At 56.7% G+C, this 24,091-nt stretch carries 15 protein-coding genes and 2 pseudogenes; 9 read left to right on the top strand and 8 right to left on the bottom strand.

The annotated features are described in order from the left end of the window. Positions 1-255: 255 nt before the first annotated feature. The 5 genes from H6B10_RS02705 (at position 256) to H6B10_RS02685 (ending at position 5,826) form a co-directional block, all read left to right on the top strand. Positions 256-1,038, top strand: a complete 783-nt coding sequence (locus H6B10_RS02705) for a MurR/RpiR family transcriptional regulator (RefSeq protein ID WP_207751564.1) — start codon at positions 256-258, stop codon at positions 1,036-1,038. A gap of 181 nt (positions 1,039-1,219) precedes the next feature. After that, positions 1,220-2,809 carry a PTS transporter subunit EIIC gene (locus H6B10_RS02700; RefSeq protein ID WP_204649410.1) on the top strand — a complete coding sequence of 530 codons (1,590 nt, stop codon included), beginning with the start codon at positions 1,220-1,222 and terminating at the stop codon, positions 2,807-2,809. Between the two features lie 16 nt (positions 2,810-2,825). Beyond that, positions 2,826-4,151 carry a 6-phospho-alpha-glucosidase gene (locus H6B10_RS02695; RefSeq protein WP_204649408.1) on the top strand — a complete coding sequence of 442 codons (1,326 nt, stop codon included), beginning with the start codon at positions 2,826-2,828 and terminating at the stop codon, positions 4,149-4,151. Between the two features lie 260 nt (positions 4,152-4,411). Continuing rightward, positions 4,412-4,903: a Crp/Fnr family transcriptional regulator gene (locus tag H6B10_RS02690; protein ID WP_204649406.1), complete on the top strand. Its 492-nt coding sequence runs from the start codon at positions 4,412-4,414 to the stop codon at positions 4,901-4,903. 302 nt (positions 4,904-5,205) lie between these two features. Continuing rightward, positions 5,206-5,826, top strand: coding sequence for a Crp/Fnr family transcriptional regulator (locus H6B10_RS02685; RefSeq protein WP_204649404.1), 621 nt, complete (start codon positions 5,206-5,208; stop codon positions 5,824-5,826). 283 nt (positions 5,827-6,109) lie between these two features. Here H6B10_RS02685 and H6B10_RS02680 read toward each other — a convergent pair whose 3' ends face one another. From H6B10_RS02680 to H6B10_RS02665, 4 genes are all read right to left on the bottom strand, one after another. Then, the gene (locus tag H6B10_RS02680) at positions 6,110-7,009 is read right to left on the bottom strand and encodes an alpha/beta hydrolase (protein WP_204649402.1); all 900 of its coding nucleotides are present in this window, start codon (positions 7,007-7,009) and stop codon (positions 6,110-6,112) included. Positions 7,010-7,030: 21 nt separating this feature from the next. Next, positions 7,031-7,918: an alpha/beta hydrolase gene (locus H6B10_RS02675; RefSeq protein WP_204649400.1), complete on the bottom strand. Its 888-nt coding sequence runs from the start codon at positions 7,916-7,918 to the stop codon at positions 7,031-7,033. 24 nt (positions 7,919-7,942) lie between these two features. Continuing rightward, positions 7,943-9,358 (bottom strand): PTS transporter subunit EIIC, encoded by a 1,416-nt coding sequence (locus H6B10_RS02670; protein ID WP_204649398.1) that lies wholly within the window; start codon positions 9,356-9,358, stop codon positions 7,943-7,945. Positions 9,359-9,562: 204 nt separating this feature from the next. Beyond that, a complete protein-coding gene (locus H6B10_RS02665; protein WP_204649396.1) occupies positions 9,563-10,564 on the bottom strand; it encodes a LacI family DNA-binding transcriptional regulator in 1,002 nt (333 codons plus the stop codon). 274 nt (positions 10,565-10,838) lie between these two features. On the opposite strand from H6B10_RS02665, the gene H6B10_RS02660 reads away from it, so the two are divergent. Together H6B10_RS02660 and H6B10_RS02655 are read left to right on the top strand one after the other, a co-directional pair. Next, positions 10,839-11,381, top strand: coding sequence for a hypothetical protein (locus tag H6B10_RS02660; RefSeq protein ID WP_204649394.1), 543 nt, complete (start codon positions 10,839-10,841; stop codon positions 11,379-11,381). Then, positions 11,365-14,469 (top strand): S8 family serine peptidase, encoded by a 3,105-nt coding sequence (locus H6B10_RS02655; RefSeq protein WP_204649392.1) that lies wholly within the window; start codon positions 11,365-11,367, stop codon positions 14,467-14,469. Before H6B10_RS02660 ends, H6B10_RS02655 begins: the two co-directional genes overlap by 17 nt. A gap of 82 nt (positions 14,470-14,551) precedes the next feature. Here H6B10_RS02655 and H6B10_RS02650 read toward each other — a convergent pair whose 3' ends face one another. After that, the gene (locus H6B10_RS02650; protein ID WP_204649390.1) at positions 14,552-15,724 is read right to left on the bottom strand and encodes a zinc ribbon domain-containing protein; all 1,173 of its coding nucleotides are present in this window, start codon (positions 15,722-15,724) and stop codon (positions 14,552-14,554) included. Between the two features lie 505 nt (positions 15,725-16,229). Between H6B10_RS02650 and H6B10_RS02645 the strand changes: the two genes are divergently transcribed. Then, positions 16,230-20,408, top strand: a complete 4,179-nt coding sequence (locus tag H6B10_RS02645) for a hypothetical protein (RefSeq protein WP_204649388.1) — start codon at positions 16,230-16,232, stop codon at positions 20,406-20,408. Positions 20,409-20,529: 121 nt separating this feature from the next. On the opposite strand, the pseudogene H6B10_RS02640 reads toward H6B10_RS02645, so the two are convergent. From H6B10_RS02640 to H6B10_RS02630, 3 genes and pseudogenes are all read right to left on the bottom strand, one after another. Next, a pseudogene (locus H6B10_RS02640) lies at positions 20,530-21,474 on the bottom strand (ABC transporter ATP-binding protein); the annotation flags it as partial. A 125-nt stretch (positions 21,475-21,599) separates the two neighbouring features. Beyond that, positions 21,600-23,116, bottom strand: a pseudogene (locus H6B10_RS02635) (ABC transporter ATP-binding protein). Positions 23,117-23,121: 5 nt separating this feature from the next. After that, on the bottom strand, positions 23,122-23,568 hold the full coding sequence (locus H6B10_RS02630; protein ID WP_204649384.1) for a MarR family winged helix-turn-helix transcriptional regulator: 447 nt from the start codon (positions 23,566-23,568) through the stop codon (positions 23,122-23,124). Between the two features lie 189 nt (positions 23,569-23,757). On the opposite strand from H6B10_RS02630, the gene H6B10_RS02625 reads away from it, so the two are divergent. After that, positions 23,758-24,091: LysR family transcriptional regulator (locus H6B10_RS02625; RefSeq protein ID WP_204649382.1), on the top strand; the 334-nt coding region annotated here is incomplete at its 3' end.

Genomic DNA, 24,091 nt, shown 5'->3' with positions numbered 1-24,091 from the left:
GTGGTAAAAGTGTGGTTGCCAGACTTTTCAGGGCTCCCTTTAGGGAGCGACCACAGGAGATAGGCCCTTATAGGGCCTGTTCAAACCACCCGTTCAACGGGTGGTTTTGATTCAGCATTAGGTGGGGCAGAGCATTTGCCTTTGGAAAAAAGGATTTCCCCGGGGGTATCTTGCGGGGGATGGGGACAAAAGATATAATAAGTAAAAAACAGGTAAAACGGGCGGCGCACACCGCCAAAAACAGCAAGCCGGGGGATGGAAGTGGACATCAGCAAACTGATCCAAGACAAAAAACTGACCGATACCGAGCGCCAGGTGCTGGAGTATATTCTGGACCATCTGGACGGGGCGCTGGCCCAGGGCGTGCGGGACATTGCGCGGGAAAACTATACCTCGACCTCCACTATTATGCGGCTGTCCCACAAGATGGGCTATGCGGGCTTTGTGGATATGTGCTACAAGCTGCGCACCCTGACCCAGGAACACACCGAACAGATCAGCGAGGCACAGAATTTTCTGGACGGGTTCAATCTGGATTCCCTGCTGGAATACAACGCCTATGACCAGCTGAAACGATGCGCCCAGTATATTGCGGGGCTGAACGGCAAGTTCATCTTTGTGTATGCCACGGGATTTTCCGGTCTGGTGGGCAACTATCTGGCCAACAAACTGACCAACATGGGGCGGCTGTGCCTGTTTGCCAGCGGCGGGGATTCGGTGGGCATCTTTGAGAACAGCCTGGACAGCATCGGATTGTTCCTTTGTGTTTCCAAATCCGGCGAAACAGCCATGGTGCGGGACAAGATCAAGACCGCCCGGGAGAACGGTGTGCCCACCGTGGCCATTACGGGGGAACAGCCCAACAGCGTCAGCCAGTTTGCGGATCTGTGGTTCCGGGTGGAGGATCACTGCAAGCTGGACGACCAGAATGTGCGGCCCAACACCTTCTTCCCCCAGGCGCTGATGCTGGCTGAACTGATCGCGTACGAATACCATCGTTTGTGCATTTCGCAAAACGAAACCGGCACGGAATTGTAAAAAAAGACGAAAAAACAAGGTAACGGGTTATCAATCGTGGTAACCTGTTTTTTGTGTCCCCGAAACGGTTTACAGCGCGGGGGTTTTTATGGCATAGTGTGTGCAGCGATACGGCCGTGAGCGTCGCGGATGGGTGGACGCACCCGCAAATTCTCTAAACGGTGTGTAAAAGGAGAAAACAATGAAAGAAAAAGTAATGGACGGCTTGCAGAAATTTTCCAAAGCCATGTTCATCCCCGTGCTGATCCTGCCGATCGCCGGTATTCTGATCGCGGTGGGCAACCTGTTCACCAATACCCGCCTGCAGGAAGTCCTGCCCTTCCTGAACAATCCGGTGACCATCGGTTTCGGCACCCTGCTCTCCGGTTCGCTGACCGCCATCCTTACCAACCTGGGCATCATCTTCTGCGTGGGCCTGGCGGTAGGTCTGGCCAACAAGAAAAAGAGCGAAGCCGGCTTCATCTCGCTGCTGGCATTCCTGGTCTTTATCAACGCCATGAACAAGTTCATGGGCCTGCAGGGCATGCTGGTGGAAGGCAGCCTCAGCGGCACCGGCCAGACGACGGTTCTGGGCGTTCAGGTGCTGGATATGGGCGTCTTCCTGGGCCTGATGCTGGGCATCATTGTGGCCATCGTCCACAACCGCTTCTGTGAAACCGAGTTCAACAACGCTTTCCAGATCTACGGCGGTACCCGTTTCGTCTTTATCGTGCTCATTCCCATCATGGTCCTGTTTGCGGTGGCCATGACCTACATCTGGCCCTTCGCCCAGGCCGGCATCAATGCGTTGGGCGGCTTTATCCAGAGCACCGGCAACTTCGGCCTGTTCATCTACGGTATGCTGGAGCGCCTGCTCATCCCCACCGGCCTGCATCACCTGGTCTACACCCCCTTCCTGTACACCTCTCTGGGTGGTGTGGAGACCATCGGCGGCCAGGTCTTCGAGGGGGCCCGCAACATCTACTATGCGGAAATTGCGGATGAGAGCATCAAGGTGCTGAGCCAGTCCGTTATCTGGGACGCCCGCGGCATCTCCAAGATGTTCGGCCTCATCGGCGCCTGCCTGGCCATGTACCATACCGCCCGCCCCGAAAACCGCGGCAAGATCAAGGCCATCCTCATTGCGGCCGCGACCACTTCCTTCATTGCCGGTGTTACCGAACCCATCGAGTTCAGCTTCCTGTTTGTGGCCCCCATCCTCTTCGTGGTCCACGCTGTGCTGGCCGGTTCCAGCTTTGTGGTGCTCAACCTCATCGGCTGCCGCGCCATCGGCCCCAACGGCTTCATCGACTTTTTGCTGTACAACGTGCCCCTGGGCCTGGAAAAGACCCGCTGGCCCCTGTACATCCTGGTGGGCGTGCTCTACTTCGGCCTGTACTATGTGGTGTTCCGCTTCCTGATCACCAAGCTCAACCTCCACACCCTGGGCCGTGAGACCGAAGGCATGGAGATGAAACTCCACTCCAAGGCCGAGTACAAGGCCAAGGTGGAGGCTGACGGCACCGCCAAATCCGAGGATGGCATTGACGCCGCGCTGATCGTTACGGCGCTGGGCGGCAAGGACAACATCCTGAAAGTAACCAACTGCTACACCCGTCTGCGTACCGAACTGGCCAACCCCGATCTGGTGGATGAGGATACCCTCAAAAACCGCACCGGCGCTACCGCCATTGTACGCAAAGGCAAAAATGTCCAGGTCGTCTATGGCCTGAAGGTCAACGCCGTGCGCAAAGCGGTGGATGAGGAACTGGGCATCAAAGAGACCGACTGAGAGAAAGGAGTTCGCCATGAAAGAATTTTCTGTTGTGATCGCTGGCGGCGGCAGCACCTATACCCCCGGCATCGTGATGATGCTGATGGACAGCCTGGAGCGGTTCCCAATCCGCAGCCTCAAACTGTATGACAACGACGCGGCCCGCCAGGAGACCATCGCCAAAGCGGTGGGCATCGCCCTGAAGAAACTGGCGCCCCAGGTGGCCTTCTCGTACACCACCGACCCCGCCGAGGCCTTCACCGATGTGGATTTCTGCATGGCGCACATCCGCAGCGGCGGCTACCCCATGCGGGAAAAGGACGAAAAGATCCCCCTGCAGCACGGCGTGGTGGGCCAGGAGACCTGCGGCCCCGGCGGCATCGCCTACGGTATGCGCAGCATCCCGGACATCATCCAGCTGATCGACTACATGGAACAGTACAGCCCCGACTGCTGGATGCTGAACTACTCCAACCCGGCGGCCATCGTGGCGGAAGCCTGCCGCGTGCTGCGCCCCAAGGCCAAGATCATCAACATCTGCGACATGCCCGTGGGTACCCTGCGCCGCATGAGCTACATTGTGGGCAAGACCCCCAAGGACCTGGATGTACGGTACTACGGCCTGAACCACTTTGGCTGGTGGACCAGCGTGAAGGATAAGGACGGCACCGACTACACCGCCCAGCTGATCGACTACGTGAGCAAGAACGGCTACCTGACCCAGAAGGCCATCGAAACCCAGCACATGGACGAAAGCTGGCAGGCCACCCACAAGAAGGCCGCCGACCTGCTGGCCGTTACGCCGGACTGCCTGCCCAACACCTACCTGAAATATTACCTCTACCCCGACTATGTGGTGGAGCATTCCGACCCCAACTACACCCGCGCCAACGAAGTCATCGACGGCCGGGAAAAGAAGGTGTTCGGTGCGGCCCGTGCCATCATCGAGGCCGGTACCTTTGAAGGCACCGAGTTCGAGATCGACAACCACGCTTCCTTTATCGTGGACCTGGCCCGTGCCATTGCCTACAACACCCACGAGCGGATGCTCTGCATTGTGGAAAACAAGGGCGCCATCGAGAACTTTGACCCCCATGCCATGGTGGAAGTGCCTTGCCTGGTGGGCAACGACGGCCCCGAACCCCTGTGCCAGGGTGAGATCCCGACCTTCCAGCTGGGCATGATGCAGCAGCAGGTGGCCGTGGAAAAACTGGTGGTCCAGGCCTACTGTGAACACAGCTACCAGAAGCTGTGGCAGGCCCTGACCCTGAGCAAGACGGTACCCAGCGCCAAGGTGGCCAAGGAGATCCTGGATGATCTGATCGAAGCCAACAAAGCATACTGGCCCGAACTGCACTAAAACCTATAACCGCCGCAGAGCGTTTTGCCCTGCGGCGGTTTTTGTGTGGTGGATAGAAACAAAAAAGCATACAATCAATGAAAACATCTTGAATTAATCTAGAATAATGCAACATAAGGGGAAAGGAGCGTATTATTTTACGGTAGATGCTTTTTGAGAGGAACATATAAATGCAGTTGGCAGATTTTTACCGCGAGTGTTTTAAAATTACAGACGAAAGCCTGCTGAGAGAAGTTGTAAGAATTTCCAGGACCAGAAAGGTGAAAGCAGGCGAAACACTGTTCAAGCAGGGGCAAATCCCCACGCAGCTGTGCCTTTTGATGCAGGGGGTGGTACGGGGCTTTCTGCTGAACGAAAACGGAAAAGACATTACCGACTGCATTGTTTTCCGGTGCGGAGAATCGGTCATGCCGGATGGTGAGTTCTGGCGGCCGGCTTCCATCTGCATTGAAGCATTGGAAGATTCCGAGATCGTCTGTGTGGACATCGAACATGTGAAGTGGCTGCTGCAAAATCACCCCAAGCTGATAAAGCTCCATGAAAAATTGCTGATCCAGTCGGAAAATCAGCATAGAACACTGAAAATTGTGGCCTACCAGTATACGGCGGCACAGCGGTATCAGTGGTTTTTGCAGGAGTACCCCGGGCTGATCGATCGAATCCAACATAAATACATTGCCTCCCTCCTGAATATGACGCCGGTGACCCTGAGCAAAGTCCGGCGGGAATTGAAAGAACGGGATGCAGGGTAAACCGAGTCAGCAAAAAAATAGCCGGAACAGGGCAAAATGGCAACAGGCGAAAAGGGTTCGCTTCCGTTACTGACTGGGAAAACAGAACGGCATGGGTAAGGAGTGCTGTGCCGGGGTTGCTCAAAAAAGAAAAACAAGAAAAGACCGGGCGGTGCTGCCCGGCCTTTTTTTTGACCGGTAAGGCTGCTTTTATGAGCGGAATGGCTGCACACAGCGGGGAAGTTGCGGTACAATACTCTATAAATACTGGATTCTATCAATAATGTCCTGTGACATATTGGGAAGAAAGGGATTTATACGCCATGGAAGTGAAAAAGCAGGAAGAAATGCAGGAACGGCTGGAAAAATTCTACCGGGAAACGTTGCAGATCAAGGAGGATGGGCTTGTACAGGCGGCAGTCCCTGCCTCCAGGATTCTGACACTGCGGGTAGGAGAGATTCTGATCCGGGAAGGTACAGTCCCCACAAACCTGTGCTTTTTGCTGAAAGGTGTCATACGCGGCGTATTGCCTAACCACAACGGAAAAGATGTGACCGACTGCATTTCCTGCCGGTATGGGGATTCCGTTATGCCGGACAGCGATTATACGCGACCCGCATCCGTGACTATGGAGGTGCTGGAAGACAGTGAAGTGCTGACCGTTCCGTTGGAAACCGTGCAGAAACTGATGGACCAGTATCCCAGACTGGTGGAGGTTTACCGGGATCTTGTACTGCGCTCCGCAGTAATGCATCGGGACCTGAAAATTGCGGTGTACCAGTACGACGCTTTGCAGCGGTATCAATGGTTTTTGAAAACCTACCCGGGACTGATCGACCGGATTCCCCACAAATATATTGCCTCGTTCCTGAATATGACACCGGTAACCTTGAGTAACGTGCGGGAAGCGGTTCGGGAGAAACAGCACAAAGAAAATTGGTGAATTGTATAATTTAAAGAAAAAATACAAAATGGATAAACTGGCCCTTTTTATCCTTTCAAAAGGCCGTATCCTGTGGGGAACAGGATACGGCGTTGCGGCGGCTGCATGATCATTGGTGGACGAGGATGAAAAGCCAAACAAACCGTATAAAAACCCCATAACGGCCACAAAAAAGACCGTACCTGAAAAGGTACGGTCTTTTGGTTTGATAACCGGGTTACTTGCAGCCTTCGGGGGGCGGGAGGGGCACTGCAAGGCAGTTTTTTATATATAAGGTATAGGGTTATTCCGCGGCGGTGTGGCGGCGGATAAAGTCGGCCATCTCATGCCAGGCGCGTTCTGCCTGGGCGGGGTTATATTCTTTCAGTTCCCGATGGGTAAAGCCGTGCTGGCAGTTTTCGTAAAGGCGGTATTCCACCTGGCAGCCGGCGGCTGCGGCTTTGTCGGCAAACTGCTTTTCTTCCCCGGAGAGGGAGTCATACTGGGCCGAAAGCACCAGCATGGGGGGCAGGTTTGCCAGGTCGGCGTTCAGGGGCGATGCCAGCGGGTCATCCATATCGGCCAGGTCCTCAAAATACCACTGGATGTATTGCAGCATCCGGCTGGGGCTGATGGCTTTGGCCGGGTCCAGGGCCAGCCGGTCCTCGGGACGCAGGCTCTGGCGCAGCGGCGCGTAGTCCAGAATCTGGCCGCGGAACCCTACCTGGCGCTGTTCCCGGTCCAGCAGGCAGAGGGCGGCCGCAATGGTACCCCCTGCGCTGTGGCCGCAGACCACTACCCGGTGGGGGTCGATGCGGTAGCGGGCGGCGTCCTTTACAATGGCGCACACCGCCTGGTAGGTGGACAGGATGGGCTTGGGAAATTTGAATTCCGGCGCCAGGCAGTAATCCACATTCAGGACCGCACAGCCGCTCAGGTCGGCCAGTTCCTGGCAGTAGGGGCCGTCGGTTTCGTAGTAACCCAGCACGAACCCGCCGCCGTGAAAGCTGAACACCGCGGGCAGTACCGCCTGCGGGTCGGCGTTCTGCGGCCGGTACAGGCAGAAATCCACATAGCCCGATACTTCGGTGCGGACAGAATATTTCTCAAACTTGCCGTGCAGCCGTTCATGCAGCACGGCGTCGGTGTTTTTCAGGTCTTTCTCTTTTCGGTAGTCAAAGATCGTTGTATCTTCGGCGCGCATAAGGAACCCCCTTTTCCGGTTTTATGGGCAAGGTATCTTGCGTAGGAACTGTTCGGCCAGCGCCACCCACAGATGCAGGGCTTCGTCGGTGTCGGCGGCGCTTTGGGCGGAAAGCGGCCCTGCCAGGCCCTTGCCGTGTTCGCCGTGGTTGTACAGATGGAACTCACAGTTGCAGCCGCAGCCCAGCATTGCCTGGATAAACCGCATCGAGGCATTGCAGTCCACCACGGGGTCGTCGATGCTGTGCCACAGGAAAGTGGGCACGGTATCCGTTGTGACCCGCAGGGTCAGGTCGGCGGCGTCACACTGGGCGGCAGTGGGTGTTTCGGTGCCGGTGACGACCCGGTTTACCAGCGCGGTCTGCTGCCGCTGCAGTTCGGACGCCTGCTGCTGGAAGGCCGGCGGGTTCAGCGCCAGCATGGGGTACCCCAGCACCATGGCGGTGGGGCGTACCTGGGCGGGTTCGGCGGCAAAGGGCAGCCGGTCAAGCAGCGCCGGGTCGTTCCAGCGGGTGCCCACGGTGGCGCATACATGCGCCCCGGCGGAAAATCCCGCCACGAACACCCGGTCGGCGTCGATATACCATTCCTCGGCATGGCGGCGCACCGTCAGGATGGCTTCCATCAGCTGCAGGGCCTGCAGCGGGTACCGGGCGGTTTCGTTGAAGCCGGTTTCCGGGTGTTCCCGGTCGGTGCCTACTGTGTAACGCAGCACAAAGCAGTTGTACCCTTTTTCCAGAAAAGTCAGGGCGATGGGCTCGCCCTCTTTGGTGGCGTGGATCAGGTAGGCGCCGCCCGGGCAGATGATCATGGCCGGACGCTTTTTATACACATGGAAGGAAGTCTGCGGGTCCATGATATAGGTTTGCAGCACACATCCCTGCTGCAGCGGAATCTCTTTGCACAACATGGCATGGCCTCCCTGCGGATACGGTCAGTCGGCTTTGAGGGCGGGTTCGTCCTTTTCGAAGCCGAAGAAGTAGGTGATGACGGCGGCCACTACCACCGAGATGCCGCAGCCGATAAAGCCGTTGACCAGGTTGAAGGTGGTGTCGCCGGTGAAGGCCAGGGCCGCCACAAAGTTGGAAGCGGGCACCAGGTTGGCCGAGATGACGCCCATGATACCGGCGTACAGGCCGCCTGCAAAACCGCCGGCCAGCAAACCGATGAAAGGACGCTTATACCGGGTGCAGATACCGTAGAGGCAGGGCTCCGACGTGCCGGCCACGATGGCGGTGATCGCAAAGCTGGCGGCCAGGGCGCGCTGTTCTTTGTTCTTGATGCGCAGCATGGCGCCGATGCAGACACCCATGACCGAGAAGCTGGCAAAAGTCAGGGCGGGACCGGCAAAGCCGTCGTACCCCTGGGTGGCAAAGACCTGGAACAGGGCGGCGATCAGCACCATATGCATGCCGGTCATGACCAGCAGCGGATAGATGGCCGAGATGATGGCCATGCCCAGGAAGCCGGCTACGTTCTGCATACCCAGCAGGGCGCCGACCACGTAGTTGCCCAGGAAGGCACCGGCAGGTCCCAGCAGGCACAGGGAGATGGGCAGCATGACCGCCACCGTAAAGGCCGGAGCAAAGACCGAGCGGATGGAAGAAGGAATGTACTTGTTGAAGAAGCGGTACACATAGGACATGACCCACACGGACAGGATGATGGGCAGGATGGTGCTGCTGTAGTTCTGCACCATGCAGGGGATGCCGTACACCGTGAAGGATTCACCGCTGTCGGCCATGCCCACAAAGGTGGGGTGCATGAGGATGCAGCCCATCAGGATGCCCAGCACCGGCAGCAGGTTGAATTTCTTGGCGGCGGAGTAACCCACGATCACGGGGAAGAAGTAGAATCCGGCGTCGCCCACAAAGGTAAACAGCGTGTAGAGGTCGCTTTCGGCCGGCAGCACGTTGAGCATGTCGGGACCCAGCAGAGAGGTCAGCATTTTGAAGAAGGCGCAGGCCGTGATCACGGGGATCACCGGGCCCAGGCAGCCGGAAAGCGCATCCAGAATGGCACTGCCTACACGCTTGGGTGTCCAGCGCTGTTTGGGGGCAGCGTCCAGGTTTTCGTCCAGCGGCGTTTCGCCTTCCAGGCCTACCAGCGTGCACACTTCATCGTATACCTGGCTTACCGTGGGGCCAATGACGACCTGCAGCTGTACGCCGCTCTGCACAACGCCCAGCACACCGCTGGTCTTTTTCAATTCATCGATTTTGGCCAGGCCGTTGTCCTTGAGGTTGAACCGCAGGCGGGTCTGGCAGTGGATGACCTTTTGCACATTGTCTTTGCCGCCGACCAGTGCAACGACCTGCTCGGCCAGCTGACGGAAATTGCCGTTTGCCATAATTTTACTCCTTCACCAGTAATTTAGTAAACATTCCCGGGAAATTTCGTAAATATCATAAACCTTGTTTACTAGTTTAGTCAACAAATTTCGGGAAATTCTCTCATTTGCCCAAAAACGGGGGCGAAATATCGTCATTTTAACAAGTAAACAAAGGTAAACAAAAACCTCCCGCACCGGAAACCGGCGGCGGGAGGGAAACAATCAGGTTGTCTGGTGGGCTTCCAGAGAGACCGGAACCAGGATGTCCCGGGCCGAAGCCTCGGCACTGGGGCCGTTTTCGATGAGATCCACCAGCAGCGAAACCGCCCGGCGGGCGATCTGCCAGGAATCCTCTTTGACCAGCGTGATCCGGGGGTTGCTGTACGCGGTCAGGAAGGCATTGCCGTACCCCACCATCTTCAGATCCTGGGGAATACGCCAGCCCAACCCGATGTAGGTGCGCAGACATTCCAGCGAGAGGGAGTAACTTTCGGCAAACAGGGCGTCAGCATCGGGATTGTCCAGCGCCATCCGGGTGATGATGCCCTCAATATCCTGCAGGCGGGTGGCGTTCATTCCCAGGTGATAGGCTTTGGGCGTTACCTCATGGCGGGCCAGTTCATCCGCAAAGCCGCGGTAGCGCTCATCATATTCCAGGCCGCGCCAGTATCCGGTGATATACAGCGGGCGGCGGCAGCCTTTGCCCAGCAGATGCCGCGCCGCCGCCTGGCCGCTGGCGTAGTTGTCCGAACGGATGCAGGGGATCTGGTCGCTGGCTTTGGTGCCGATGGTCACCACCGGGATGCGCTGGTTATGGAAGATGGCCGCATCATGGGAAAAACTGCCCAGAATAACGCCCCGCACGTTGCGCTGGCGCAGGCTGCGGAAGATTTTTTCCTCGTCCTCCCAGTTATACAGGGCACCGCACAGCATCAGGCTGTAGCCGTAATCGTAGGCGGCTTTTTCCAGCAGGGAGACCATGATGCTGTAATAAGGCGATTCGTTGAGCAGCAGCCCTTCCTGGGGGAAAATGGCCGCCAGCACCTTGATGTCGTCGGCGTCATCGGCATGCTGCCCGCCCGACGGCAGATAATTCAGCCGTTTGGCTACCCGCCAGACCTTCTCGGTGGTCTCGGCACTGAAAGAACCCTTGTTGTTCAGTATGCGGGATACCGCCGCTTTGGAGATGCCGACTTCGTCCGCTATGTCTTTGATCGTTGCCATGTGAGTCCTCGTTTCCTGCATCCTTTTTTTGTATTATAGCATATTCGCCGCCCGGAACAAAGAAAAATCCCCGGGGGCGGTTTTTGCGTGTCATTTATTTTATGGAAATGTCCCTTGCGATATGGTATACTTTGCATGTATAAGGCGGAAAAAAGTTGATGCGTTGCACAGCTTCCGTGTCCGGAGTCCTTGCGCCGGAAGTTTCCGCCGGGAACAGCCGCAGACCGCGGAAGTTCTACAAATTGCGGTAAAAAATCAAAAGGAGGAATATGGTGTGAAACAAAATGTGCCTGCCGCCGCACCGACTGAAAAGGCCATGCCGGGGGCGGCAAGAACTTGCGGCGCTATACTGGCGGGTCTGGCCATGGCGCTGTGCCTTGCGGCTACGGCGGTTCTGCTGTTTGTAAAAGGGGTTACCCAGGGAATGACACTTCCCGCGGCTGGACCGATATCCGGTGGACGGCTGACAGCCTTCCTTGAGACACCCTACGCGGTGGCGGCAACAGCGGTACCCGCTGCTGTATTCGGGATTTGCGTGGTTTTGCTGCAGACGCGGCGGGCGCGGCGAATCTTCTTTTCGCTGAGTGTATGGTGCCTTGCGACAGCCGCACTGCTTGTTCTGCTGGCCTGGCGGGCAGTGCCGCTGCTGCAGTGGCTGCCTGCGGAATGGCAGCAGCTCCTGGTGGGAACTACCCGTGTGTTTGGAACTTGTATGGCACTGTGTGCGTTGGCGTTGACAGCGGTCAGCGCCACGGCTTTGTCGGTATATGCCTGTATTGCCGCTGCGAAAGGGGGACGCCATGAAAAAAATAGCTAAAGGAATCGGTTTGCTGGTTCTGGCAATGCTTTTTGTGCTGGTAGTGGCAGGGGCTGTACGGGTGCTGTTCTTTGCGGAGGAAGAACCGGCCCAGGTGAATGGGCCGGTTCAGACCGGAGAAACCGGCGCCAGTGTGCTGCAGCAACTGGCTGAGACCGAGCCCACAGTGGATTGTGACGAAGAGACTGGTACTTACTATATCAACAACGAGATTATTCTTTTTGCAGGTACGGGTGCCACGGAGGAGCAGATCAATGGCCTGCTGAGCGGTCTGGGCGCGCAAGTAGACAAATCTATGGCGGATATTGCGGTCTATCGGCTGATTTATCCGGAGGCCATGACCTATGAAGAATTGAATGCGCTGGTGGAACAGCTCAAGGCAGATCCGCTGGTAGAGGATGCCTACCTGAACGAACTGACAGAGCAGGGAACGGACGAAATCACCGCCGGTACCGATACGGGAAGCGGCGCAGAAGAAACGGCACGTGATCCGGTTTGCCCCGACGATCCCTGGAACGGGGCGTCCTGGGATACCGGCGTGCCCCGCGATGAAAACTGGGGCGTGGAAGCCATCGATGCGCCGGGAGCATGGGCTTACCGGGATCAGATGCAGCAGGTGCGGGTTGGTCTGATCGACTCTCAGGTGGATGCCGGTCATGAAGATCTGCCGGACGTACACAGTACGGTCTTTTTTACCGATATGAATTCCGGAGAAACGGTGGCCAATATCCGTGCAATACCGGCTGACGACCACGGTACCCATGTTGCCGGCACCATTGATGCTGACTGGAACAATGACACCGGTGTTTCGGGCGTGATGGGCGGCAAAGGCGACCTGTATTACAGTGCGCTGTATTATCTGTCCAACGGGAAGGCACAGACCAACTACGGTACGGCATTCAGCTATGTGCTGGAATTGAAAACACTGATCGATCAGGATGTGCAGGTTGTTAATATCAGCCAGAATACCAGCCGTTTGATTGGGTTTGCAGCCAGCCGGGGGAACCAGAATGCCATTGATTACCTGACCCGTCAGGCAACGTTGGCTGAAAAGGCACTGCTGCGCATTATTACAGAACGGCAGGCGGCAGGAAAACCCGATTTTGTGATCTGTGTGGCTGCAGGCAACAGCAACGCTACAGAATATTACAAGGATGAAAAACAGCCTTATGGTTACCGCGAAAATCCCACGCTGACAGAATATTTTTTGATGGCGTTTGGCTGGAAGGGAGAAAGAGGCGACTCCCTGGCACTGTACAATAACTTTCTTTCTCTGATGGACGAACCGGAAGTCAAAAACCGGGTCATCGTGGTGGGTGCTGTCAATATCGACGAACAGCTTTCCACAAAAACAGAAACCCGGTATGAATACTGCTATTTTTCCAATGTAGGCGACCGGGTGGATATTGTGGCGCCCGGCTGGGATGTGTGGAGCAATGTGCCCGGCGGTTATGAAGGAATGTCGGGCACTTCCATGGCAACCCCGCATGTGACCGGCGTGGCAGGCTTGGTATTTGCCTGCAATCCGTCATTGAGCGGTCCCCAAGTGAAGGAAATACTGCGTTCCACCGTACAGGGACGCTATACTTATACCGGCGGTTACAGCGGTATGGTCAACGCCCGGCAGGCGGTGGAAGCAGCACTGGAAACACGGGAGACTCCGGTGGAAAAGGTGGTGGGAGCCCAAACCGTTCAGGGACTTGATCTCTGCTTTGTGGTAGATACGACCGGTTCTATGGGGGATGACATTGACGATGCCAAAGCCAACATGGAAACGATTTTGCAGCATCTGGCAGAAAAAACCGAGGATTATCGGGTAGCAATCGTGGATTACCGGGATTTCCCGGAACGCAGCCATGCTTCGGAGGATTATGCCTGGAAACTGCAGTTGGATTTCAGCGATAAAAACGAAGCCATCACCGCAGCCATCAATGACCTGGATCTGGGATCAGGCGGTGATACGGAAGAAACTGTCTATACGGCACTGATTCAGGCCGCAAACCTTTCCTGGCGGGATAACGCCAAAAAAGTAATTATCATTCTGGGAGATGCCCCGCCGTTGGACCCCGAACCATATACCGACTATACCTATGAAGATGTGTTGATCGCTTTGTTGGGAGCCGATATTGGCATCGATTTTGAGGCTTCCGACGAGCGGGTGACCGATTCCATGGAAACAGGAGGAATCAACGTGTTCTCCATTGGCGCTGACGCCAGTGAAGAAGCAGCAGATTTCTTTGAGCAAATTGCCGACAGCACCGGCGGCAGCTATGCCGGTGTAGAGGAAGCTTCTCAGGTAGGGGATGCTATTGTAGAGTCCATCGAACAGATTGAACTGAACCAGACGGTGACAGTGGAAGCCGATTTTGGAGACAGTCTGCCCAATGAGAACGTTCACCTTTACAACGATGATGGCTATTTGTTTACTGTACGCACGGACGCCGAGGGATGCCTTGCCTTGCCTGATGTGCTGCCCGGCCAGTATCGCTGGCGCAGTGAAGGTGCTGTGGCGGCGGGCACACTGGAAATTAGCACACAGGACAGAAATGCGATCGTAAGAACAAGCCGCACCTATGCCTTTACGCCGTTGCTCCAGAACTGGCAGCGTCATACTTTGCTGTATGTGCTGGCGTTTGGCGGGTATTTGCTGCTTTGCCTTGCTGTGCCGTTGGTGGTACGCGCAGGATGCCGTACATACCGCGGCAAAAAGGCGCGCCAGGGAGTGGCCGACGCCCCGATGAGGGGGAAAAGCGTGCCGCTGCAAAATACGGGAACGATAAACCCTGTACAGAACCCTGCACAAAATGCACCGCCAATCCCGCCTGCCCCGGCAGAAAATTCAAGGAAAAACCATCCGGATAACAGTACCCCGCTTACAGTGTCGATGGAATCGGATGGACCGGTCTGCCCGGTTTGCGGAACGGTGAACGAACGGGATGCCCGCTTCTGTATCCAGTGCGGACGCTCCCTGCCGGCGGAGGGGATCTGCCCGCATTGCGGTACCGTGTGCGCCCCCGGAACAAAGTTCTGTGGTAAGTGCGGAAAACCACTGGATACTGCCCAAACGACCAAAACCACCGGTGTGTGACAGCGCACAAGCACGGTTATAAGAAAAAACAGAAAAGCGCAGCCTTCCCGGCGGGAAGGCTGCGCTTTTGCTGTAAAAAGAATTACTTGAAATCGGCGTACTTATGTGCTGCAAAGTCGGCGTCGCTCAAAAAAGCAATGGCGTCTACTTTCCACATGGAACCGTCCCATCTGGCGCGGATGGTGCGGTGGTTGGTATTGGAAACCGTTTCGCCGTCCTCATCCCTGGTGCGGTAGGCAGAATAGGTTACATTGAACAGTGCAATGTCGTTGTTGGTGGTCAGGGAGGACTCGTCAATCTGGCAGGTAAAGGTCTCCGTATCCCAGACGCTTTGGTTGTTCAGGTCGCTGAATACGTGTTCGCTCTGATCCGCTGTATTGTCAGCGGTGCTGTAAACCAGCGGGTCCAGAGATTGCGCATTGATGGCTTTGAGGAAGCCTTCGTAGTAGTCAATGGCAAGGGAAAGCATTGTACCGGCGGTAGGTGTTGAGAATCCGTCCGAGGTGGAATCCTGCCAGGAGAAAGCGCTAAAGTCCAGGTCGTTGGAGGAGTCTTCGGTAAAGAAGCAGACTGCCGAAGAGTATCTGCCGTCATCTTTTTGTGCAGTGACGCGGAGCTGGCAGGGGACAGGCAGCAGGGAGGAATCGATTACGGCGTCCTTACCTACCAGGGTAAAAGGAATCCCGATGCCGTTGGCTGTAATGGAGGCGTCTTCCGGGATGCCGCGCAGGACGGTTTGCGTATCCGAAGCAACGGCTTTTTCGGGTGCGGGCGTGGCGGTGGGCAGCGGTGTGGCGGTGGGTTGAGGAGTAGCCGTGGCAGCAACCGCTTGTTCGGAGGTTTCTGCGGTGGCGGGAAGCAAAGGCTCGTCGACCTCAGGAAGATCCACGGAAGCCTGGGTGCTTTCCTTGGAAAGGAAGGGCAGCATGGTCTTTACTTTGTCCACATCCATCCCCAACAGGAACCAGGCGGCTGCGCCTGCAACCACCAGGAGCAATAGGATCAGAAGAACTACCGGCAGACGGTGCTTTTTGGCCGGAGCGGGCTGGATGGGAGGCTGTGCTTCGGCAGAGGGAACCGGGCGGGGTGGTACGGGAATTTGTGCAGTTGCCGACGGGGTCTGTGGCGGTGGGGTGGCAGCGTCTGCCTGGGGCTGCGCGGCAGGTGCCGCGATCTTGGGCAGCTGCGCACCGCATTTGGGACAGAAGTGGGCATTTGGATTTTCTATTTTGTGACCGCATTTTCCACAATACATAAATAACAACTCCCCTTTTATGACACAAAATCGAAATTTGTTCCGGTACGTAAAAACCGTACCCGTCCGGGCGCAGACTGCGGCGGCAGGGCTGCCGGGCTGCACGGGGATGCCACCCGAGAGATCCGGGTGTAGGATGTCTTTATTGTATCAGAAAAAGATGGATTGGGGAAGAAAATGTTGTAAAGAAGGAAAAAAGAAAGTCTGAAAAAACTTTCGCTTTTTGTGTGGTATAACCATATTTTGGAATGAAATTTTGTAGGAAAGTCTAAAATAAGGAAAAATATTTGTATTTAGTAAAATTTGATTGTATTCCTGTGGAGAACATGGTACCATGAATTAGCAGTACCATCGCTTGAAGCGGTATTTTCCGGTGCTGAATACAACGGCAGTTGGGTTTGGCAACGAAAAATGTGCGGCTGCAGTGATGGGAAAAGACCGGTTCCGGAAGGCGGCCCTGCCCGCAAGCCGGAAAGCAATCCTGCAAGAAAAGGGAGAAATCATCATGGGAAGGAGCAGCAAAGTCCTTGCGGTGACACTGGCACTGGCAATGGGCCTGAGCGCGATGCCGTTCGGTGCCCTGGCAGACCAGGTGACTTCCCCGGCCGAAGAGGCTGTGACGGAAGAATGGACCGGCGAGGACAGCACAGAGGACCAGGCTACCAATGAAACGGCTGCGCCCGAGGGCGAAGTACCCGAGGAAGAGGTACCGGCTGAAAGCGGAGAACCTGCGGCAGAAACCCCGGCGCCCCAGCCCGCTACGCCGGAAGCAGCCATGGCATTGATGCTGGAAGCGGCACCGTTGGCAGAAACAGTTCTGACCGTAGGCGACAGCGCTACATACGCAACCCTGGCGGATGCGGTGACGGCAGCCAATGATTCTTTGGAGCAGACCATCACCATTGAGCTGAAGTCTGATCTGACCGTGAACGAATGTGCTCGGATCGATGGCAAAGATATCATTCTGAACGGCAACGGGTATACCATCACCCGCGGAGAGGATTTTAAACAAATCCAGGACACCAACCGTTCTACCTACAACCCGGCCATTATTGAAGTGACGGTGGCTAAAGGAACGAATGCCAGCCTGACGCTGAACAACGTTACGCTGGACGATGCCGGACGGTATGAGGGAACGGTTTTTGCTCAGGCTGTGAGCGAGGGCAATCTTCCGTCCGACGGTAGCTGGAACAATACCCGCTTTGTACAGGACGCCATGATTGCCGTGTACGGCACCGCTTCCCATACTGCGACCGTGACCATGGGCGCGGGTGCTACGCTGAAAAACTTTGGCGGTATGTCCGCTGTGCGCCTGACCGAAGGGGCATACCTGAAGATGGAAAGCGGTTCCGCCATTCTGGACGATACGGAGATTACCCGCGACAAGGGCACCGAAAAAGACAGTCTGGGCCCTGCGGGTGCTGTGTGGGTCCAGGGCACCAACAGTGAAACCGAAGTGTTTACCATGCAGGATGGTGCCCAGATCGGTAAGCTGAACGGCCGTGCTGTGTATATGGACGGCGGCAAGGCGCAGATTTCCGGCTACATCCATGATATTACCGGCAATACCAATATCTGGCAGGGCAAGAACGGTACGGCTGTACATATCCGCAATAATGCGAATGTGGTCATGGGCGCTACCGGAAAGATCGAAAAGATCGAAAGCAGCTATGCAGCAGTCAGTCTGCAGACCGGCAAGGCGGCCTTTACCATGGAGGCCGGCGCGCAGATCGTTGATGTGGCAACCACCGCGATCTCTGCGCAGGGTACCGGTGTGGAAATCAGTGACCAGCGCCCGGAAAATGACAACATCAACCTGAATATCAACGGTAAGGTCACCGGTATTACCAACGGCAACGTGGTGAACCTGAACAACTCCGACGGAATCCATTGTACCATCGGCAGTGAGGCGGTGTTTGAAAACAACACCCTGAGCAACGGCGCCATTTATATGCAGGGTAAAGACGTTACGGTGGACTTCTACGGTAAGATCACCAATAACGTGTGCCCCAATGGCCCCGGCGCAGTCTGGCTTGCCAACAACCATAAGGGCGGCTCCCTCTTTACCATGTATGAGGGCGCCGAGATCAGCAATAACGTTTCCTCCGTCAATGAATGCGGCACCATCAATGTTTCGATGGGCACCTTCCTGATGAAGGGCGGCGTCATCTCCGGTAACATTGTGGCGGCTACCCAGAGCGGTGCCGGTGCACAGGCTGCCCCCATTTGGGTACGCCGCAGCGGCGTATTTATTATGGACGGCGGTTCCATCACCGGCAACTATACCAACAACAAGACCAGCGGCGCGGTGCTGTTTGATGCCGATGTATACGGTGAGGCTACGGCAACCCTGCCTAAAGTGGAACTGAAGGGTGGTACCATCACTGGCAATATGATGAGTGCTGCCATCACCCAGGACCCTGATACCCAGAAGTATACGGCTGCCGGCGGCGAGGAAATGAACGTTGCCATTTCCACCCTGGTGGGTGAAAACGGAGAAACATCCTTCGCCAATATCAACCGCTACATGCAGATTTCTGAGTCTGTGGACCTGGGCAACACCGGAATTTATCTGGAAAAATACGATATTACCCTGAACCGCCCCGCCAAAGATGTGAAATTTGGCAATGCGTCGGATGCTTCGGTGGCAGGACTGAAAGCCCAGGCCACCAATCAGGGCTGGGGCGACATGCTGGCTACCCTGTGGGTACACGGCGATTCCGGTGAAGTTGGCCTGGAAATGAGCCAGCCTGCCGGTATGAAGGAATCTTTGCCCGTGTATGCGGTGGTGCTGCCTGCGAATGAAGAAGGCAACCCCGTGGCAGACGCGGAAGCTGTGTTCTGCGGTGTGGCCAAAGAAAACGGTAAGCTGCAGATAAAGGTTCCCGGCGACAATGCCAACGGATATGTGCTGGGGCTGGTCCAGCCCGGTGTGGATTACGGTTCCATGACGCTGACCGTGCCGGAAAAACTGGATAGAAAAAGCAGTGTGAAGGATATCTACCAAGTCCCCGGTACGGCTGTGTATACCATGAGCAGCAACCTGCGTACTCTGCTGCAGGCCCAGAAGCCCGACAATATGACATTGACGGTGGAAGTGGACCCCAAACTGAGCATTGATGTATCTAAGGTCACCTTGACCAGTGATGTACTGGAGGCCTCGGACATCAAGTACGAGAATGGGGTTCTGACTCTGACCTGTACCCTGAAAGAGGGCTGGGAAAAGGCTGCGGATATGACGGCTACCCTCAACTGGACCGGAACTTTAGTCAGTTGGGAATTCACGGAAGGCGATGTACTGGAAACCACAGGCGCTTTCAGGGCTACGGTGCCCAGTGAGCCCGATCCCATTGAGGTGTATGTGCCGGCTATGGCTGCGGTGACCAAAATGTCAAACGATGTTATCATTACCGCGGCAGACATCACCGTTTATATGGGCGGTGAGCACGGTTACGAAGGCGTTGTGTCCGATGGCGCCATCGTGGGCAGCAACTCTCTGCCTGAACCGGGATTCTATATTTCCATCCCCGAAGGATGGATAGAAAGCTGGCTGCATTTTGAAGAACCCGCCACCGGTAAGACCTGGTATCTGGAGCCCTATGACGGTGCAGAGAACCACAATATTTTCAAGATTGTGCCTGCCAAGGACCAGGACCCGCTGCGTGTGCAGTTTACCAACACGGCGGGAGAAACGGTTGTCAGCGACAAGTTCAATGTGGGCGATGCCGTGAACCAGACATTTGCCATGGATATCTACCATGGGTCCGTGGGAACTGTGATAGCGGTGCTTGATAACGGGCACGTGCAGATAGACAGCACAGAGGTCGTCACGGTTCCGGGTACGCTTACGGTGCGCGGTACCACTGCCAATGTGCAGTACGGCGAACTGAACAAGGAAGCGGAGGCCGGCAAGCCCGCTGTGTCGGCACCCGAGGGAACGACCTTTACCATCAACGAATCTAACGTGGTGGCCTCTGCCGATGGCGTGGCGCTGCTGTTTGACGATATCATCGAAAACACCCAGAGCGAGTCCAACCGCAAGGCCCTGCTGGAAGCCAAAGTCGACGAAGTGCTGAAAGACGTGACGGTGCCTGCCGACAAGGTACGCGCCTTTGAAATGAAGTATCTGGACCTGGTGGATACCCAGAACGGCAACGCCTGGGTCAAGGCGTCCAACCCTGTGACGGTCAGCTGGCCCTATCCGGAAGGGACCGACCAGAATACCGACTTCACCCTGCTGCACTTTGAGGACCTGCACCGCGACATGGCCGCCAACGATGTGGCAAACTCCATCGCCAATGCGAAGGTAAGTCCTGTAAAGGTGACCAAGACGGCGACTCACATCGAATTTACCACCGACGGATTCTCTCCGTTTGTGCTGGTGTGGAACACCGATAAACCTGTGGAACCCACCCCGCCCCCCGAACCGGGAGACAATGAGGGTGACAACAACAATAACGGCAACAGCGGCAACGGCAGCAACAACGGCGGCACCACCAGTGCCACCCCGGCGCCCACGGCGCAGCCTGCGGAAGTGAAGAACACCACAGCACAGCCCGCCGCAGCTGCGGTGATCCCGCAGACTGGCGATGAGAGCCATCCCATGCTGTGGGTGGTGCTGCTGGCAGTGTCCGGCAGCCTGGCCGCTGTGCTGGCTTATAAACGGCGCAAAGAAGAGCGGTAATCCGCAGTAACAACAGTATAAAAGCCCCCGCCTGACCGGAAGTTCCGGCCCGGCGGGGGCTTTTTGTATGGGAAATTGGAGGTCCGGCGAAAAGCCGGAGGGGAAAGTGAGTTGGGGGCAATCAGGCGGTTTGTTCCGCGAAGTTGCCGGTGTAGAGCTGGTAATACTTGCCGCGCTTGGCAATCAGTTCGTCGTGGGTGCCGCGCTCGATGATGCGGCCCTGTTCCATGACCATGATGCAGTCCGAGTTGCGCACTGTGGACAGGCGGTGGGCGATCACAAAGGTGGTGCGGCCGGTCATCAGGGCGTCCATGCCGTCCTGTACCAGTTTTTCGGTGCGGGTATCGATGGAGGAGGTGGCCTCGTCCAGGATCAGCACCGGCGGGTCGGCCACCGCCGCCCGGGCAATGGCCAGCAGCTGCCGCTGGCCCTGGCTCAGGTTGGCACCGTCGCCGGTCAGCATGGTGTTGTATCCGTCCGGCAGGCGGCGGATAAAGCCGTCGGCGTCCTCCCGGGCGTTGACCAGTTCCACGTAACCGTCGTCCGTTTCGGGGGTCTGGTCCATCAGGGCAAACACACGCTGGGCACCGGCGGCTGCGGTGACCACAAAGTTGATCTGCATACTGATCTGGGTGATGGGGTTGGTAAAGCTCTTGTTCAGGCTCAAAAAGCTGATGACGGTGCCCAGGGTGACCCCCGCCAGGCCGTTGATGCCCAGCACCGCGCCCACAATGGCCACCAGCACATAGCTGAGCCAGCCGATGTTGGCGTTGATGGGCATGAGCAGGTTGGAGTAGCGGTTGGCCATGTTGGCACTGTCCCGCAGGCGGTCATTTACGGCGCGGAAATCCCGCAGGGCGGCGTCCTCGTGGCAGAATACCTTGACCACCTTCTGGCCGTCCAGCATTTCCTCAATAAAACCGTCTACCACGCCCAGGTCGTGCTGCTGGCGGATGTAGTATTTGCCCGACAGACGGGTGAAACTGGTGGTCACCAGCACCATGACACAGGCTGTGAGCACCGAGATCACGGTCAGGGCCGGGTTGAGCACCAGCATGGCCACCAGAATACAGCAGATGACCAGCGCAAAGGGCAGCGCGTAGTAGTGCAGCATATAGCGTAAGACGCGGTTCAGCACCTTCATGGGCGCCGGACGGGTCTGATTGGGTTGTTTCATGAAGTTTCCTCCTTTCAGGCCGGCTGGTCGAAGTCACCGCCGCCCTTGACCTGGGATTCGTAGATCTCCTGATAGATCGCGTTGGTCTTGAGCAGGTTTTCGTGGGTGTCAAAGGCGTTGATCCGGCCGTTATCCAGCACCAGAATGCGGTCGGCGTCCTGCACGCTATGCGGTCGATGAACTCATCGGCGCAGGCTGCCTTGCAGGCGGCAATGCACTCTTCGTCGGTGGCGTCGGGGTTGCCCCAGCGCAGGTTATCCAGAATGGTGCCCGAGAAAAGGGTGTTCTTTTGCAGCACCACAGAAACCTGATTGCGCAGGGCTTCCATATCATAGCGGCGCACGTCCAGCCCGCCCACGCAGACCGAGCCTTCGTCCACGTCGTACAGGCGGCAGATCAGGTTTACCAGGCTGGATTTGCCCGAGCCGGTGCCGCCGATGACGCCGATGGTCTCGCCGGAACGGATATGCAGGTCAATGTCGGTCAGGGCGTTTTTGCCGCTGCCGTGCTTGTAGGAGAAATTCACATGGTTGAAATCGATGCTGCCGTCGGCAACCTTTTCCACCGGTCGTTCGGGGGTGTGCAGGTCGGGGGTCTCGGTGAGGACCTCGCTGATACGGCGGATGCTGGCCAGCGACATGCTGATCATGACCACCACCATGGAGAGCATCATCAGGCTCATGAGCAGGGACATGATGTAGCTGAACAGGCTGGTCAGGTCACCGGTGGTCATGGAACCGCCCACAATGTACTGGGCGCCGAACCAGGACACAGAAATGATGCAGAAGTAGACCGCCACCATCATGGCCGGGTTGTTGAAGGCCAGCAGGCCCTCGGCTTTGACGAACATCCGGTACAGATTGCGGGATGCCTTGCTGAATTTGTCGTTCTCGTACTTTTCCCGCACGAAGGCCTTGACCACCCGGATGGCGGAGATATTCTCCTGCACGCTGGCGTTCAGGTCATCGTATTTCTGGAATACTTCGTTGAAGATGCGCAGCGTTACCACCATAATGCTGCCGATGACCGCCACCAGGAACACCACGGCAAGGAAAAACATGGCGCTGAGCCGGGGGCTGATGTACAGGCACATGGCGTAGCTGAACACCAGCGTCAGAGGAGAACGGACCGCCACGCGGATGACCATCATGAAGGCGTTCTGTACGTTGGTGATGTCGGTGGTCATACGGGTGACCAGGCCGGGCACGCTGAATTTGTCAATGTTGGAAAAGGAAAAGGTCTGGATCTGGGCGTAGATGGATTCCCGCAGGTTGGCGGCCAGACCCGACGAGGCCGCAGCCGCGGCTTTGCCCGCCAGGGCGCCGCAGGCCAGGCTGACCAAGGCCATGACCACCATCAGGATGCCGTAACGGTATACCGCACCCAGGTTGGCGCCCTGCAGGCCCTCGTCGATGATGCGGGCGGTGACGAAGGGCAGAAGAATTTCCATCACCACCTCCAGGGAGGTAAGCGCGATACAGGTCCAGGCATCGCGCTTATACTGTTTGAGCTGTTGCAGTACTTTCTTCACTTTCTTCACTCCTTTGAATCGGAAACATTCAGGTTGGACAACATTTTCTGCTGCTGGCGGGCCAGGGTACGCAGCTCTTCCTCGGAAAAATCCCGGTACAGCCGCCGGTTGCCGCCCTCCAGTGTGCGGGCAAGAAACGGCTGCAGCTGCCGGGCTTTTTCGGTGCCGAAGAGGAGCTTGCGGCGCTCATCGCCCGGGCAGGGCACCGCCTGCACATAACCGTCCCGGCGCAGGCATTTCAGGATGCCGCTGAGGGTGGCCATGGAGGTGCCAAACCGGCGGTGGATCGCCGTCAGGGAGGTGCCCGCCTCCCCTTGTTTTAAGATGTGGAGCAGCACATGCCCCTGCGCGGCTGTCAGGCCTGCCGGTGCCAGGGCGGCATCGGCCCGGCGTTCCAGCGCCTGCACAATGCGGCGATTGTCCAGCACCAACGCAAGGGGGTCTGTGTTCATATCCTCACCTCTCTTACGGCTGCCGCACGGGGCGGCAGACCCTGTCTTCGGTAATGGATTATACCATGTTCCCCGATGATTTAAAATTTCAAATAGATGTTCGACATTAGCAAATATCGAATGTAATATTGTAAAAGATGAAAAAGTGCGCTATACTGATCCCAACATCACAGAGGGAGGATTCCGCCTATGAATACCCAGCAGCTGCTGTGCTTTGTCTGCGTGGCAGACCGGCTGAACTTTACCAAGGCGGCGGAGGAACTGTACCTGTCGCCGCCTACCGTGACCCATCACATCCAGACGCTGGAAGCGGAACTGAAAACCCCGCTGTTCATCCGCAATTCCAAGATGGTGCGCCTGACCGATGCGGGGCGGGGCTTTTACAACGACGCCAAAGAGATCCTGGCCAAGATCGAAATTGCCCAGAAAAAGATGCACGATGCCGTCCAGACCCAGGTGCGGCTGTTTCACATCGGCTGCACCAGCAGCACCGAACTGCGCTACCTGAAAGAGCCCCTGCGGA

This window comes from Gemmiger formicilis (assembly GCF_016901605.1).
Lineage (GTDB): Bacteria > Bacillota > Clostridia > Oscillospirales > Ruminococcaceae > Gemmiger > Gemmiger formicilis_B.
Note: the sequence above shows the minus strand (reverse complement) of the source record. Positions and strands in the feature narration are given on the sequence as shown.

Bases quoted from the DNA above. Each gene is read 5' to 3' on its own strand.
- H6B10_RS02665 (WP_204649396.1), bottom strand. From the start codon at position 10,564: ATGGCAACGATCAAAGACATAGCGGACGAAGTCGGCATCTCCAAAGCG.
- H6B10_RS02630 (WP_204649384.1), bottom strand. From the start codon at position 23,568: ATGAACACAGACCCCCTTGCGTTGGTGCTGGACAATCGCCGCATTGTG.
- H6B10_RS02670 (WP_204649398.1), bottom strand. From the start codon at position 9,358: ATGGCAAACGGCAATTTCCGTCAGCTGGCCGAGCAGGTCGTTGCACTG.
- H6B10_RS02685 (WP_204649404.1), top strand. From the start codon at position 5,206: ATGGAAGTGAAAAAGCAGGAAGAAATGCAGGAACGGCTGGAAAAATTC.
- H6B10_RS02680 (WP_204649402.1), bottom strand. From the start codon at position 7,009: ATGCGCGCCGAAGATACAACGATCTTTGACTACCGAAAAGAGAAAGAC.
- H6B10_RS02645 (WP_204649388.1), top strand. From the start codon at position 16,230: ATGGGAAGGAGCAGCAAAGTCCTTGCGGTGACACTGGCACTGGCAATG.
- H6B10_RS02705 (WP_207751564.1), top strand. From the start codon at position 256: ATGGAAGTGGACATCAGCAAACTGATCCAAGACAAAAAACTGACCGAT.
- H6B10_RS02650 (WP_204649390.1), bottom strand. From the start codon at position 15,724: ATGTATTGTGGAAAATGCGGTCACAAAATAGAAAATCCAAATGCCCAC.
- H6B10_RS02695 (WP_204649408.1), top strand. From the start codon at position 2,826: ATGAAAGAATTTTCTGTTGTGATCGCTGGCGGCGGCAGCACCTATACC.
- H6B10_RS02655 (WP_204649392.1), top strand. From the start codon at position 11,365: ATGAAAAAAATAGCTAAAGGAATCGGTTTGCTGGTTCTGGCAATGCTT.
- H6B10_RS02675 (WP_204649400.1), bottom strand. From the start codon at position 7,918: ATGTTGTGCAAAGAGATTCCGCTGCAGCAGGGATGTGTGCTGCAAACC.
- H6B10_RS02700 (WP_204649410.1), top strand. From the start codon at position 1,220: ATGAAAGAAAAAGTAATGGACGGCTTGCAGAAATTTTCCAAAGCCATG.